Consider the following 13,686-nt stretch of genomic DNA (forward strand, 5'->3'; position numbering starts at 1 on the left):
CCGTCTCAGTCGCCGGCGGCCGTCCCGTCCGACACCGACTTTACCGACTCTGCGTCGGCGCGTGGGACCTCGATCGTGACGACGGTGCCCCGCGGCTCGTTGTCCGCGAAGGAGAGCCGGCCGCCGGCTTGCGTGACGACCCAGTTGATCAGCCAGAGTCCGAGGCCGCTGGCGTGTCGGAGCTGGGTGATCTCCCGGTCGCCCTCGAGCAACTCCCGCTCTTCGTCGGGCATCCCGGGGCCGTCGTCGGTGACCGTCAGCGACAGCATCTCGTCGTCCGGACAGTCCCCCAGCGTCACGTCGACTGTCGGTCGCGCTCGGTCGTTGTGTTCGATGGCGTTCTCGAGAATCTGGAAGACGGCCGTCTGGAGGTACTCGTCGGCCCGGGCGAAGCTCTGGTCCGGCAGCGAGCTGGTGATCTCGGCGTCGTGGGCGTGCTCGAGGCGATCGATCGCCTGTTCGACGGCCGTGGTGAGATCGATCGGGCCGGCTGCGACCTCGTCGCGGTCGAGAACCCGCTCGACGGCGCGGGTCTTCCCCGCGAGATCGATGAGTTCGCTCGTTCGCTCTTTGATCGTCTCGACGTACTCGCTGTCGGCGTCGCCGACGGCGTCGTCGAGCATTTCGGCGCAGCCGTCGATGATGTTCATCCCGTTTCGCAGGTCGTGACGCAGGACGCGATTGAGGATCTCGAGGCGCTTCCGTCGCTGTTTCTGGGCGGTGATATCAGTGTAGAGTCCGAAGGTTCGATCGGAGGAGCCGTCGATTGCCATCGGGACGATTCGCATCATGAACTCGCGCATCCCGTCGGCGGTTCGACGCGTGACCTCGGCTTCGACGGTCTCGCCGCGCTGACTCCGCCGGTTGAGCGCGGCCGCCTCGTCTTTCGCGTTAGCGGGGACGAGAACGTCGTCGAGCGGTTCGTCGACGAGCGTCGCCTCGTCGTAGCCGAACACGCGTTCGAACGCCGGATTCACCGCTTCGACGATCGGCTCGTCGTCGCGGTGGCGTGCGCTGACGACCGCGTCGGGAACGTTTTCGAACAGCGCCGCGAACCGGTCGCGTTCCGTGCGGAGCCGTTCCTCGAACGCGATCCGGTCGAGTGCGTCGGTGACGTGGGAGAGCAACAGCTCCGCCAGTTCCTCGTCGCCGGGGGTGAAGGCGTCCGGTTCCGTCGAGACGGCCTGAAACACGCCGCGGTCGCCGATCGGGACGCTCAGTACCGACTCGATGTCGTCGATCCGCGGCTCCGCATCGTCGTCTGCGGTGATATCACCGACTCGGTACGGCTGTTGCGTGCGATAGGTCTTTCCGGCGATACCCTCCTCGATCGCCATTTCTCCGTCGAAGTCCCGCTCGAGGTTCGACGAGATAGTTTGCTTGACCAGCGACTCCCCGCGGACGCTATCGACACAGCAGACGTCGAAGTTGAGGACGCCTTCTGCCGCCTCGACGGTCACCTCGTAGATCTCCTGACGGCTCTCGCAGTCGTCGAGGCGCGAGGCGACGCTGTGCAGGGCCTCGATTTTGGCTTTTCGGTCGACCAGCTTCCGTTCCATGCGCTTGCGGTCGCTGATGTCGCGGGCGATGCCGACTGTCCCCTCGATCTCGCCGTCGGAGCGCAACAGCGCCATGTTGACCTTGAGCGGCGTTTGCTCCCCGTCGGGACCCACCAGCGTGATTTCGTAAGTGGCGACGTGCCGCTCGTCGTCGATGAGCGCTTGGATCTGCCGGAGCCCGCGGTCGACGCTCTCGTCGGTGAGCACCGTCGCGACGTGCTCGCCGAGGAGAGCGTCGCGTTCGTAGCCGGTCTCCCCCATCATCGTGTCGTTGATCGTGACGAACCGGCCGTCGCAGTCCAGCTGATAGACGCAGTCGCCGACCGTCTCGACGACCGTCTTCGTCCGCTCGAGTTCGCGCTCGCGCGCCGCCCGGTCGAGCGCGGCTTCGGCCGTCGTGGCGAGGACGTGGATCAACGTGGCCTCGATGTCGTCAAGCGTCTTCGCTCCCGGCGACGCCACCGCCAGCAGTCCGTGCTCGCCGAGGGGCTGGAGAATCGCCGTTCCGACGTCGGTCCCGATATCGTACGGGATCCGTTCCGTCGAGACGTTTTCGACGACGGTCGGCTCCGAATCGGTGTAGGCGTCCCAGAAGACGGTATCGTCCGGTCCGATCAACGAGATATCATCGGTGTACTCGTCGAGCGTCGGTGTGACGCCGGCGAGCTCGAGCTGGTCGCTCTCGTCGTCGTAGAACCTGATCGCGCCGAGTGACCGGTCGATCACGTCCTCCGTGGCCATCATCACGATGTCGGCAATCTCGTCGGCCGATTCGGCCCGCATCAGATCGTCGACCGTCTCGTAGAGCGCTTCGAGCGCGTCCGCGCGCTCCCGCTCGTCGGTCACGTCTCGAGCGAACGAGATGACACTGCTGACGTCGCCCGCGTCGTCGACCAGCGGCGTGTTCACCCACTCGCAGGTGACTACCGTGCCGTCCCTGCAAACGTTCCGTTCGAGGTGACAGAACGGATCGCTATCGAGGCCGTCCTCGATGAACATCTCCTGACGCGTTCGGACCGCCTCGCGGTCGCCTTCGGGGATCACGAGTTCGACCGCGGACTCGCCGATCGCCTCGTCGGCGGTGTAGCCGAACAGTTCGGTAGCCGCCGGGTTCCAGTTTCGGATCTCGTAGTTCGGGGTCCACTCGACGACCGGGAGTGGCGATCGCTCGAGCAGCGTCTCGAGTCTGTCGGCGGAGCTGTCCGTCGACGCCGGTGATGATTGGTCGGTCGCGTCGGCCTGTTCGGTCGGCCGGCGATTCGCAGTCTCCTCGGCGTCCAGCAACTCACGCGTCCGCGCGAGGAGCGTCTCGAGTCCCGCGGAACTGGGGACGTAGCCGTCGGCACCCGCGGCGACGACCGCACCTGCAAGCGCTTCGCTGCCGTCGTCGGGATAGACGATAATCGGGATATCGGCTCGCTGCGCTCGAATCGCCTCGCAGAGTTCGACCGGCTCGGCGTCGGCCGCGCTCGCGATCACGACGCAATCGGTGCTCGAGAGTCCCTCGAGGCATTCGTCGACCGCTCCGACTACGTCGGTCGCCACGTCGTGCTCCTCGAGAGCGCGTTCGATGGCGTCGCTCACGTCCGGATCGGTGGTGACGATGCGGGCGTTTGCGCTTGTTTTCGAGCCCATCCCCTGTATTCCACTCGTTTCCAAGGAACGCCGACACTATTACTGTTTGATTCGACTCACGAACTGAGTCGTGTCAATCGATGCGGGCGAATGCGACGACAAAACCAGTCTAGAGCCGATATACGCCCGTTACGTCGTCCGGAACCCTTCGAGGATCCCCTGGCCGTCGGTCGGGCCGATATCGGGCAGAGTCGCGCGTTCGGGATGGGGCATCAACACCGCGACGGTCTCGCGCTCGCCGAGGACGCCGGCGACGTCGTGTTTCGAGCCGTTCGGGTTCGCCTCGGGTCCGGTCTCGCCGTTCTCGTCGCAGTACCGGAAGAGGACGCGGTCCTCGTCCTCGAGTTCGGCCAGCCGGTCGTCGTCGATCTCGTAGCGCCCCTCGCCGTGGGCGATGGGGACCTCGATTACCTCGCCGTCCTCGTAGGCCGCGGTCCAGGGCGTGTCCCCGCGCTCGACGCGCAGGTAAACGTGTTCACACTGGAAGCGGGCGCTCTCGTTAGTCGTGAACGCACCCTCGGTGAGCCCGGACTCGCAGCCGATCTGCGCGCCGTTGCAGACGCCGAGCACCGGGACGCCGTCGGCGGCCGCCTCGCGGATCTCGGCCATAATCGGCGAGCGGGCCGCCATCGCGCCCGCGCGGAGATAGTCGCCGTAGGAGAACCCGCCGGGGAGGACGACGCCGGTCGTATCTTCGGGGAGGCCGTCCTCGTGCCAGACGATCTCGGCGTCGATCTCGAGGTGGTCGAGGGCGCGCTCGGCGTCGCGGTCGCAGTTCGAGCCGCCGAACCGGACGATCGAAACCGTCACAGTCGCCACCCCACGGTGTTGCGACCGACGGTTTCGATCGGTGTGAGAGAGACCGTCATCTACCGCTCGTCGACCTCCACGTCGTAGTCGTGGATGGTCGGATTCGCCAGCAGGCGTTCGGCCATCTCGTCCGCGCGTTCGCGAGCGCCGTCGGCGGAGTCGGCCTCGAGGTCGATCTCGAAGCGGTCGGCCGAGCGCAGGTCCTCGAGCTCGAAGCCCAGTCGCTCGAGAGCACCCTTCGTGGTCTCGGCCTCGGGGTCGAGCACGCCGCGTTTGAGTCGAACCGTCACCGTCGCGGTGTAGGCGGTCATTATCTGATACCCCGTAACCGTGCTCAAAAACGCTTTCGTCTTGACTCCGAAATACACGTTCGTGGATACCCAATCGGACCGGGACGGCGATTACTGCCCGCGTCATCACGTCGGCAGTCGCCCCACGGCCGCTACGCGGCCCGTGCGACGACGATGTCCCCCGTCGCGTGGACGGTGATCGTGTAGGCGTCTAGCTGAAACGTTACCTGTCCGGTGTTTCGCCCGCCGGTGGTGCTCGTCGGTTCGAACAACGTCTCGAGGCTCTCGGGATCGATCCGGTCGTAGATTCGCTCGATATCGGTCGGATCGGCGTCGGAAAGGTCGGCGACCGTCGAAACGATCGTCGCCGTCAGCGAGTCGTTTCCGTTCCAGTCGTGCGAGACAAACGCCGTCTTCCGTTCGCGATCGATTCGTGATCGGCCGTGGTCGTGTGGTGTTGCTGTCATCGTATTCACCCATCGGCTGGCGACTGTCACTGAGCGTGACTGAAAACTCGTTCCACAGTCGAGAGCATAAAACCCTGTCAGACAAATTACGAATACCTGTACGACAAAATAAACCAATCCGCGAGACGGGCGGCGGGTCCGCTCGAGCGTTCGTCATACGTCAGAGGCGCGATAGTCGGCGGCCTCCTTCGTAACGGGACAGGTTCGAGTAAATTTCGGACTCGCAGGGCGCCGAACTGAGAAAACGATGCGGGTCGTTCTCAGCGACCTCCACGGAAAGCAGGACTTTTAGCCGCGCGCGAACTGAGTCCGTCGTGATGGAACGAACTTCGCTCGAGCGGAGGTGGCAGCGGTGACGACCGACGTAACCGAGATCACGGTGATCGGAGACGACGACACCGGACTGATCGCGCGAGTGACGAGCCTCCTGTTCGAGCGCGGGATCAACATCGAGGACCTCGATCAGGCGGTCCGCGACGGCGTCTTCCGGATGTACCTCGCCGTCGATACCTCCGAAATGGTCTGTACCGAGGCCAAGCTCCGCGAGGACCTCCACGACCTCGGGGACGACCTCGGCCTCGACGTGCAGGTCCGGTTCCCCGCCGACCGCGAGCACCAGCAGATCGCCGTCCTCGTCACCAAAGAGAGCCACTGTCTCGAGGCTCTGTTCGAGGCCTGGGCCAACGACGAACTCGGCGCGGACATCGGCGTCGTCATCGGCAACCACGACGATCTGCAGCCGCTCGCCGAGCACTACGACGTGCCGTTCCACGATATCGGCGACGAGGGCGGCCAGCAGAACGAGGACCAGTTGCTCGAGTTGCTCGCCGACTACGACGTGGACCTGATCGTCCTCGCGCGGTACATGCGTATCCTCTCTCCCAACGTCGTCTTCCGCTACGAGGACCGCATCATCAACGTCCACCCCTCGCTGCTGCCGGCGTTCCCCGGCGCGGAGGCCTACCGGCAGGCCGTCGAGGAAGGCGTTCGCGTCGCCGGCGTCACCGCCCACTACGTCACAACCGACCTCGATCAGGGGCCGATCATCACCCAGCGCGCGTTCGACGTTCCCGACGACGCCGGCGTCGAGGAGATGAAACGCCGCGGCCAGCCCCTGGAGGCCGACGCCCTGCTCGAGGCCGTCAAGCTCCACCTGAACGGGGACGTGTCGGTCCACCGCGGCCGAACGTCGGTCAGGGAGAACGGCAGCGAGTACCAACTCGGGCTGCCCGACGAGGTCGAGGAGTTCACGCCCGACCGGCCGGTCGACGGGATCGGCAGCGCGGTCGCCGAGGATCGGTAATCGCTGTCGCTGAACAGGCCCTTTCTACGTCGCCGAGCTGCGTCACGAGCCAATTTGCGGCCGCGTCGACGACCTCCTCGAGTTCGCCCTCGCCTTCGAAGAGGCGGCCCCGTCCGCTACGACGTGAAGCTCGCGCTCGCAGGTGAGCGCGTCGTAGATTTCGCGGTTCGACTCGAGGACGGACTCGTCGTCGCCACCGACGACCAGCAGTGTGGGTGCGGTCACGTCGTCGACGACCTCGGCCGACGTGTCGACGCGGCCGCCGCGGGAGACGAGTCCGTCGATCGCCGTGTCGAGATGGGCCGCGCCGCGGAGGGCGGCCGCCGCGCCGGTGCTCGAGCCGAAGTAGCCGCTCGAGTCGACGGCCACGTCCGGCCGGTCGCGGACCCAGGCGCTCGTAGCGACGAGTCGATCGGTCAGTAAGGGGATGTCGAACCGGTTCTCCCGATCTCGGTCTTCGGCCTCGTGAGCAGGTCGAACAGGAGAGTCTCGAGACCGCGCTCGCGGAGCCGCTCGGCGACGAAGTTGTTTCGCGAACTGTGTTGGCTACTGCCGCTCCCGTGGGCGAAGACGACGAGCCCGGTCGCGTCCGGCGGGACGACGAGGTTGTCCTCGAGGGTCGCGCCGTCGACGGGAATATCGGTGACGGTGTCGATTCCGGTGGACGACATATCGACGGTCCACCCCGACGGAGTTGACTGTTGGGAGTCGCCCTCGTCGGTTCGACGCTGTCGGCTGCCCGTTACGCTGACGCTTCCCAGAGCTCGAGGCAGTCGTCGCTGCAGAAGTGTTTGTAGACGGTCGTCTCGTCTTCGACCGTCGTAATCACGCGCTGTTCGGGAGACGATCCGACGGGATCGCCACACTGTCGACATTCGGGTTCGTCCTCGTCCGTCGAGTCGGTCATCGGTTGACAGGTGGAACGAGACCCACTTTAACGAATCCATTTCGGCCGTATCGGTCGTGGTCGGCCGAATCACCCGACTTAGCCTCTGTAGCGGCAAACTCTCCGATCGTCGGACAGTTGACGGCGTCCGCTTCGCGTTCTCTCGGTCGACCGTGACGCCCCCGAACAGCGGGGCGAAGTCTCGAGCCGCGCTTTCAGGTTCTAGCGTTCGGCATCGCTCGAGGCCCTCGCTTCCCGACCAGTCCGTCGAACTCGTCGGCCCGAGTACGCAGCCGTAGGCCGGTGATCGACATCGGGTACTCGGTTGCAGAGTCCCGCAGCGGAAGCCGATGGGTCCGACGAGAGGCCGGCTCGAAACGCTCGCAGCTCGAGCAGTGCGTCGGCTTCGGTGTGCGGTCCGGTCCCTAGACCTCTCGTTCCCGTTTCCGCCGTCCTTAGCAACGTATTAATTCGGTTTTCACGTATACGACCGCGTCGCATCGGGCGGATCCAGGTCACCTATCTCGTCCATATATATCTACGATTGCGAACCACGGTATTGTATCTCAAGGTATAATAGATGTCACAGAAACTCTCAGAATCGGATATTTTCGTATTACTTAGTAAGCGACGGCGGCGGCTGATACTCCGAATCCTGCGGGAGTCCACCACGCCGCTATCGACGACGGAACTGGCTAACCGGGTCGGAGAAGCGGAGCAGGAGAACCCTTCAAACGAGGATCTCTGCCACGTTTCGCTCGCCCTCTCTCACAACCATCTCCCTCGACTCGACGAGGCCGACGTCGTTTCGCACGACCGGAACGACGCGACGGTGCATCCGGGATCGAACTTCGGTATCCTCGTTCGCGTACTGGAGCGCGTGGACGAGCGAGAACTGCCCTGGTCAGACGAGTGAGAAAGCAGGATCTCGCTTTCCGTCCGCGAACGTCCGACCGAACCGCCGCTGAACAGCGGCCTTCGAATCGGTGTCGACCGCCACCGTCGTGCTGGCGAGGGCCGCTTTCTGTCCACGACGGGCTGGTCCGAACCGCGACCTAGCCGACCGATTCCCGCTGACGGTAAGCTTAACGACGGTGACGGCGTACGTTGGTATGTTATGGCACAGCGAGAAGTCGAACAGGAGCTGTACGTCGACGAGTACACGCTCGGCCTCGTCGGCCCCGATCAGGAGTGGGCCGGGACCGTCGCGGACGGCGGAACGATTCGAACGTACACGCCGCCGGGCTGCTGGGGGCCGATGATCACGCCCGAGTTCCGCGGCGGCCACGAAGTGACCCGGCCGATCCGCGTCGAGGGTGCCGAGGTCGGTGACGCCGTCGCCCTGCACATCCGCGACATGGAGGTGACGAGCATGGCCACGAGCACGGGTTCGATGGCCGAACGCGAGGACGCCTTCGGCGACGACCCGTTCGTCGATCACCGCTGTCCCGAGTGCGGCACCGAGTGGCCCGAATCGATCGTCGAGGGAACGGGGGAGGAATCGATCAAATGCGCCGAGTGCGGCGCGAACGCCTCCTCCTTCGGCTTCGAGTACGGCTACACCGTCGCGTTCGACGACGACCATAGCGTCGGAATCACGCTCGACGAAGACGGGGCACACGAACTCGCCGAGAACGCCGACGAGGTGATGGACATCCCCGAGAACTCCCGCCAGCACCCCATCCTGCTGTACGAACCCGGCGAGATGCCCGGGACGCTGGGTCGGCTGCGCCCGTTCATCGGCAACGTCGGGACGACGCCGCCGGTCACGATGCCAGACTCGCACAACGCGGGTGACTTCGGCCAGTACCTTATCGGCGCCGAGCACGACTACGGCGTCGACAGCGAAGCGGATCTCGAGGCCCGCACGGACGGCCACATGGACATCCCACAGGTGCGGCCCGGCGCGACGCTGATCTGTCCCGTCAAAGTCGACGGAGCTGGCGTCTACGTCGGTGATCTACACGCGAACCAGGGCGACGGCGAACTCTCCCTGCACACGACCGACGTGAGTGGAAACGTAACGATGGACGTCGAGGTGATCGACGGCCTCGAGCTCGATGGCCCCCTCCTGTTACCCCCCGAGGAGGATCTGCCGTTCATCAGTAAACCGTACAGCGACGAGGAGCGCGAGACGGGTCGCGACCTCGGCGCGGATCACGGTGTCGAGGTAGAAGACGACATGGGGCCGATTCAGGTGATCGGCTCCGGGGCGACGGTCAACGACGCCACGCAGAACGCCTTCGACCGCGCGACGAAACTGCTCGACATGAGCGAGGGGGAGGTCCGCTCGCGGTGTACGTTCACCGGCGGCGTCCAGATCGGCCGTCTCCCGGGCGTCGTCCAACTAGACATGCTCGCGCCGATGGCCGTCCTCGAGGACTGCGGGATCGACCACCTCGTGCGCGAGCAGTACGGGCTGTAGGCTCGTTCCGTCTGCCGTCTCGAACGGCGGGGCTTCCGGAGTCACCGGCTGCGGTGGGACCGAGTTCGCAGGCGGTCGCGGAACGATTACGTCTCGTCGTCGGAACCGCCCTGAACGGCGGGAACCAGCGTCAGCGAGGTCGCTTCTGGAACCTGATCCTCGAGGGCGGCGCGCTCGCCGTCGACCGCGACTCTGACGCTCGGCCGGATCCGGTCGCCGTCGTAGAGCTGTGATTTCGCCCGCGGATAGGCGTCGACGAAGGCCGCGATGGCGGCGGCGACCGTACCGCCCGGCCACTCGAGGGACACCGTCTTCGCGCCGGTCGCGCTCCGCAGGGGTCCGTACACCGTGACATCGGTTTCCATGGTCGCACTGGGCCGACCGGACACATATACCGACCGGCGACGACGGCCATCGGCGGTCGAGACTGCCGTGTTACTTTTGGGCATTTGATCGAGCTAGGACTCCGATGACACGTCTGCGTAGACTTATATCGTCGAAATCCAATAGTAACACATGATTGAAGACGTACTACTTCGACAATCGGTAAACGTCCTGGACGACGTCTTCTACATCTACGACGAGCGCGGCGAGCTCGTTTTCTGGAACGACCGACTCGGGAAGCTGTTCGATCTGACCGACGAGCAACTCGCGGGGACGACGCCCATGGAGTTCTTCCTCGAGGCGGACCGTCCGGCCGTCGAGCGCGCCGTCGAGGCCGTCTTCGATACCGGCGAGGTCGTCGTCGAAGCGCGGGCGAACACGACCGAGGGTACGATACTGTTCGAACTCAGCGGCCGCCGACTGACGGACGCCGACGGCAGCGTCGTCGGATTTTGCGGCGTCGGACGGGACGTGACCGAACAGCGAGAACAGGCGATCAAACTCGCCGCGCAGAACGATCGGCTATCCGAGTTCGCGGCGATCCTCACGCACGACCTGCGGAATCCGCTCGCCGTCGCGTACGGCGATCTAGAAGGATATCGAACGGACGGCGACGACGAACAACTGGACTCGCTCGGTGACTCGCTCGATCGCATCGGTCGCATCATCGACGACGTGTTCGTCATCGCACGCGACGGCCGCGGCGTGATGGACGCGGAACCGGTCGATCTGACGACCGTCGCACGCGATGCGTGGGAAATGGTCGACACCGCCGACGCGACGCTCGACGTTCGGACGACGACCACCGTGAACGCCGACGGCTCCCGTCTCCAGCGGCTCTTCGAGAACCTGTTTCGAAACGCGGTCGAACACGCGGGGCCGTCGGTGACGGTTACGGTCACGGAGACGACGGCCGGATTCGCGGTCGAAGACGACGGGCCGGGAATCGCCGTCGAGGACCGCGAGCACGTCTTCGACCCCGGCTTCAGCCGTCTCACCGACGGCACCGGGTTCGGCCTCTACATCGTCGAGACGATCGCGGAGGCCCACGGCTGGACCGTCGCCGTCACCGAGGGCGCAGCGGGCGGCGTGCGGTTCGAGTTCACCGTCGTTCCCGGCGACGGGGAACTCGACCTCGTTTCCGCCTGACGGCGCGGGCAGCCGTCGGTCGGTTCCCCGGCGCTACAGCCGCTGGACCGCGCCGATCGCGCTCGAGAGCGGCGGCGCGTCGAAGAACTCACGCCCGGTGTAGGCGTTGGCCCCGGCACAGTACATGTCGCGAGCGGTCTCGAGGACGCCCTCCTCGAGGGGGGCGGGCTCCGCGTCGCACAGCGACTTCCAGTCGGCGATGCCCTCGCGCTTGGCCTCGGCTTTGGCGGCGTCGACGGCCTGGACCCACTCGGGCTGGGTGCGCTTGTGGTACTGGCGCAGTACCTCCTTCGAGAGCTGGACTCCCTCGTAGCTGAAGCGGTTCTCGTCGAAGGTGCCGACGACGTCTGCGACGCGGATCTCGCCCTGGTAGTACAGACACTCGATCTTGCCGTCCTCGTGGACCAGCCCGGCGGAGTCGGCCTGTTCGGTGACGATCCGGTTGACCTCGCGGGCGACCGATTCGAGGTCCTCGATCGACGCGTTCCCCGCGATCTCGTCGGCTTCGTCGCGCTCGAGCTGCCGGTCGCTCTCCTCGTACTTCGTCGTGAACTCGACGATCGGCTCGTCCAGATCGACCGCCTCGTCGGGCCACTCATCGAAGTCGAGGCCGTGGTCGGCGGGCTCGGTCCGGCTCCGCAGGCTCGAGCCGACGGGGACGCGGTTCCGGAAGACGATCTCGAGGGGGATCAGGTAGTTCTCACCGGCCGCGCCGTGGTAGTGGTCGTACTCGTACTCGCGGCCCTCGTGGGGCAGGTCGGGCACCTGCGTCAGCTCGATGGCCATCTCCCAGGGCGGATGGGAGGCGTCCTCGAGGTCGATGACGTCGCCGTTTTCGACGACGCCCCGGTAGTGGGTCGGCACGCCCTCGGCCTCGAGCAGTTCGAAGTTGAACGCGCCCATCGTACAGAGGGTCGCGCCCTTCTGTGGGATCTGGTCGGGCATCTTCCCCCAGTCGAACACCGAGTAGTCGTCGGTGAAGACGAACGAGCCCCGGCCGAGCTCCTGGGCGGTCGCTTCCTCCTCGATGCGGAACTCTTTGACACTCGTCATACGGGACACCTCAGGACGTGTCCGCCACCGCAGTTCATACTCCAGTTGCTGTGGTCGGACAGTAAGAAGGTTTCAGTATCGGGCCGGAGACCGCAGCGCGCTCGATCCGGCCCAGGGTCCGCGGACCGGTGGTCGGGATCGGTCACTCAGTTCCCCTCGACGGTCTCCAGTAACGCCGCGGCGTCGTCCTGCAGCGAGCCACCGACCGGATCCTCCCTGACGAGTTCGCGAAGCGTCGAGTCGCACTGGGGCGTCGCCAGTGCCTCGAGAGCCTGCCGACGGTACCGCTCGTCGAGACTTTCCCGTCGGACGAGCGCCTCGAGTTCGTCGCACTCGTTGGCCGTCTTCAGCTCGCGAATCGCGGCCGATCGCGTCTCCTCGTCGGCCGACTCGTCGAGCGCGCGATCGATGCACTCCCGTGGCGTCCGTGAGCTCATACGGGTGGATTCACGGTCCGCACCGATAATTCCGGGACCTGCGTTCGACGAGCCGTGCGAAGCCGACGAGTTGGCCGGGAACATTCCGGCTCGAGCGTTTTCCGGCTCGAGCCCGAACGGACGAGCGTGGTCGAACCGATTTCGGACCGTAGTACCGGGCTCCCGGCGGTCGCGCGCGTGCGAGCCGGCGCTCCCCCGGAACCGATTCACCGGTCGACGGCGGGGTGGCGCTGAGATGGATCCCGTACCGTTCGTCGTCGGAGCCGTCCTCCTCGCCGTCGTCGTCGTGGATCTGTTCTGGACGACGCTGTGGGTCGAAGGCGGTGCCGGGCCGCTCACCTCCCGGCTGATGGCGGTGACGTGGGGCGGGTTCAAGCGGATCGGCGATCGTGACTCGAGACTGCTCACCCTCGCCGGACCGGTGATTCTCGTCGTCGGGCTTTCCGTCTGGATCCTTCTTCTCTGGATCGGCTGGACGCTCGTCTTCGCGAGCGGAACAACCCCTTTCATCGATACGGTCGGCACGGGGCCGCTCTCCTGGTTCGAGTACGTGTACGTCACCGGCTACACGATCTTCACGCTCGGAAACGGCGATTACGTCCCGCGGGACGGCGTCTGGCAGCTCGCGACCACGCTCGCGACCGCCAGCGGGATGCTCTTCGTCACCCTGACGGTCACCTACGTCCTCTCCGTCCTCGACGCCGTCACACAGAAGCGGTCGTTCGCGAGCAGCGTGAGCGGGCTTGGAACGAGCGGCGACGAGATCGTCCGGACGAGCTGGGACGGCGAGGCGTTTCGGGGACTCGACGTACCCCTGAACGATCTCACCTCGCAGCTGAACGCGCTCACGGAGAACCACAAGGCGTACCCGATCCTCCACTACTTCCACAGCGAACAGCGCAACCGAGCACCGGTGGCGAGCATCGCCGCTCTCGACGAGGCGCTCACCCTCTTTCGGTTCGGCGTGCCCGAAGCCGACCGACCCAGCGACACCATCGTCAAAAACGCGCGAGCGAGTGTGCAGAGTTACCTCGAGACGCTCCGCAACGCGTTCATCGAACCCGCGGATCGCTCCCCGCCCGCGCCGGACCTCGAGCGGCTTCGCGACGCGGACGTTCCGACCGTGTCCGACGAAGCGTTCGCCGACGCCGTCGCTGACGTGGACGAACGCCGGCGAACGCTGCTCCGTCTGATCGAATCCGACCGCCGGCAATGGCCGACGTCGGAACCGACACCGCCTGCGAACATCGCACGAGAATAGTGACCGCGCCAGCGCCGATCGGTCGAT

13 protein-coding genes and 1 pseudogene are annotated in these 13,686 nt (G+C 65.6%); 5 read left to right on the forward strand and 9 right to left on the reverse strand.

Annotation, left to right across the window (positions count from 1 at the left end):
- Positions 1-5: 5 nt before the first annotated feature.
- The 4 genes from NDO75_RS02515 to NDO75_RS02530 all read right to left on the reverse strand — a co-directional run bounded on the left by NDO75_RS02515 (position 6) and on the right by NDO75_RS02530 (position 4,761).
- A complete protein-coding gene (locus NDO75_RS02515; RefSeq protein ID WP_310904528.1) occupies positions 6-3,194 on the reverse strand; it encodes a PAS domain S-box protein in 3,189 nt (1,062 codons plus the stop codon).
- 129 nt (positions 3,195-3,323) lie between these two features.
- A complete protein-coding gene (gene purQ / locus NDO75_RS02520) occupies positions 3,324-4,004 on the reverse strand; it encodes a phosphoribosylformylglycinamidine synthase I (protein WP_310904529.1) in 681 nt (226 codons plus the stop codon).
- A 59-nt stretch (positions 4,005-4,063) separates the two neighbouring features.
- Positions 4,064-4,315 (reverse strand): phosphoribosylformylglycinamidine synthase subunit PurS, encoded by a 252-nt coding sequence (purS, locus tag NDO75_RS02525; RefSeq protein WP_310904530.1) that lies wholly within the window; start codon positions 4,313-4,315, stop codon positions 4,064-4,066.
- Positions 4,316-4,446: 131 nt separating this feature from the next.
- Positions 4,447-4,761, reverse strand: a complete 315-nt coding sequence (locus NDO75_RS02530; protein WP_310904531.1) for a HalOD1 output domain-containing protein — start codon at positions 4,759-4,761, stop codon at positions 4,447-4,449.
- A 352-nt stretch (positions 4,762-5,113) separates the two neighbouring features.
- Here NDO75_RS02530 and NDO75_RS02535 point away from each other — a divergent pair, with 352 nt between their 5' ends.
- Positions 5,114-6,064 carry a formyltetrahydrofolate deformylase gene (locus NDO75_RS02535; RefSeq protein ID WP_310904532.1) on the forward strand — a complete coding sequence of 317 codons (951 nt, stop codon included), beginning with the start codon at positions 5,114-5,116 and terminating at the stop codon, positions 6,062-6,064.
- Positions 6,065-6,113: 49 nt separating this feature from the next.
- On the opposite strand, the pseudogene NDO75_RS02540 reads toward NDO75_RS02535, so the two are convergent.
- Together NDO75_RS02540 and NDO75_RS02545 are read right to left on the reverse strand one after the other, a co-directional pair.
- Positions 6,114-6,735, reverse strand: a pseudogene (locus NDO75_RS02540) (dienelactone hydrolase family protein); the annotation flags it as partial.
- A gap of 71 nt (positions 6,736-6,806) precedes the next feature.
- A complete protein-coding gene (locus tag NDO75_RS02545; protein WP_310904533.1) occupies positions 6,807-6,971 on the reverse strand; it encodes a hypothetical protein in 165 nt (54 codons plus the stop codon).
- Between the two features lie 559 nt (positions 6,972-7,530).
- Here NDO75_RS02545 and NDO75_RS02550 point away from each other — a divergent pair.
- Entirely contained in the window at positions 7,531-7,866 is a 336-nt protein-coding gene (locus NDO75_RS02550; protein WP_310904534.1) for a hypothetical protein, read from the forward strand.
- A 201-nt stretch (positions 7,867-8,067) separates the two neighbouring features.
- Positions 8,068-9,375, forward strand: coding sequence for an acetamidase/formamidase family protein (locus NDO75_RS02555; RefSeq protein ID WP_310904535.1), 1,308 nt, complete (start codon positions 8,068-8,070; stop codon positions 9,373-9,375).
- Between the two features lie 86 nt (positions 9,376-9,461).
- On the opposite strand, the gene NDO75_RS02560 is transcribed toward NDO75_RS02555, so the two are convergent.
- A complete protein-coding gene (locus NDO75_RS02560; RefSeq protein WP_310904536.1) occupies positions 9,462-9,740 on the reverse strand; it encodes a MoaD/ThiS family protein in 279 nt (92 codons plus the stop codon).
- A 151-nt stretch (positions 9,741-9,891) separates the two neighbouring features.
- Here NDO75_RS02560 and NDO75_RS02565 point away from each other — a divergent pair, with 151 nt between their 5' ends.
- Entirely contained in the window at positions 9,892-10,908 is a 1,017-nt protein-coding gene (locus tag NDO75_RS02565; protein ID WP_310904537.1) for a PAS domain-containing sensor histidine kinase, read from the forward strand.
- A 33-nt stretch (positions 10,909-10,941) separates the two neighbouring features.
- Here the strand turns inward: NDO75_RS02565 and NDO75_RS02570 are convergent, their stop codons facing one another.
- Both NDO75_RS02570 and NDO75_RS02575 read right to left on the reverse strand, forming a co-directional pair.
- Positions 10,942-11,961, reverse strand: a complete 1,020-nt coding sequence (locus tag NDO75_RS02570; RefSeq protein ID WP_310904538.1) for a phosphoribosylaminoimidazolesuccinocarboxamide synthase — start codon at positions 11,959-11,961, stop codon at positions 10,942-10,944.
- Positions 11,962-12,107: 146 nt separating this feature from the next.
- Positions 12,108-12,398 carry a hypothetical protein gene (locus NDO75_RS02575; protein WP_310904539.1) on the reverse strand — a complete coding sequence of 97 codons (291 nt, stop codon included), beginning with the start codon at positions 12,396-12,398 and terminating at the stop codon, positions 12,108-12,110.
- A 235-nt stretch (positions 12,399-12,633) separates the two neighbouring features.
- On the opposite strand from NDO75_RS02575, the gene NDO75_RS02580 reads away from it, so the two are divergent.
- Positions 12,634-13,659: a potassium channel family protein gene (locus NDO75_RS02580; protein ID WP_310904540.1), complete on the forward strand. Its 1,026-nt coding sequence runs from the start codon at positions 12,634-12,636 to the stop codon at positions 13,657-13,659.
- Positions 13,660-13,686: the final 27 nt, after the last annotated feature.

The sequence above is a fragment of the Natrinema sp. 1APR25-10V2 genome (assembly GCF_031626495.1).
GTDB lineage: Archaea > Halobacteriota > Halobacteria > Halobacteriales > Natrialbaceae > Natrinema.

Excerpts from the sequence above, each read along its gene's own strand:
- NDO75_RS02575 (WP_310904539.1), bottom strand. The coding sequence starts at position 12,398 with ATGAGCTCACGGACGCCACGGGAGTGCATCGATCGCGCGCTCGACGAG.
- NDO75_RS02570 (WP_310904538.1), bottom strand. The coding sequence starts at position 11,961 with ATGACGAGTGTCAAAGAGTTCCGCATCGAGGAGGAAGCGACCGCCCAG.
- NDO75_RS02530 (WP_310904531.1), bottom strand. The coding sequence starts at position 4,761 with ATGACAGCAACACCACACGACCACGGCCGATCACGAATCGATCGCGAA.
- NDO75_RS02515 (WP_310904528.1), bottom strand. The coding sequence starts at position 3,194 with ATGGGCTCGAAAACAAGCGCAAACGCCCGCATCGTCACCACCGATCCG.
- NDO75_RS02580 (WP_310904540.1), top strand. The coding sequence starts at position 12,634 with ATGGATCCCGTACCGTTCGTCGTCGGAGCCGTCCTCCTCGCCGTCGTC.
- NDO75_RS02550 (WP_310904534.1), top strand. The coding sequence starts at position 7,531 with ATGTCACAGAAACTCTCAGAATCGGATATTTTCGTATTACTTAGTAAG.
- NDO75_RS02555 (WP_310904535.1), top strand. The coding sequence starts at position 8,068 with ATGGCACAGCGAGAAGTCGAACAGGAGCTGTACGTCGACGAGTACACG.
- NDO75_RS02565 (WP_310904537.1), top strand. The coding sequence starts at position 9,892 with ATGATTGAAGACGTACTACTTCGACAATCGGTAAACGTCCTGGACGAC.
- NDO75_RS02545 (WP_310904533.1), bottom strand. The coding sequence starts at position 6,971 with ATGACCGACTCGACGGACGAGGACGAACCCGAATGTCGACAGTGTGGC.
- NDO75_RS02560 (WP_310904536.1), bottom strand. The coding sequence starts at position 9,740 with ATGGAAACCGATGTCACGGTGTACGGACCCCTGCGGAGCGCGACCGGC.
- purS (WP_310904530.1), bottom strand. The coding sequence starts at position 4,315 with ATGACCGCCTACACCGCGACGGTGACGGTTCGACTCAAACGCGGCGTG.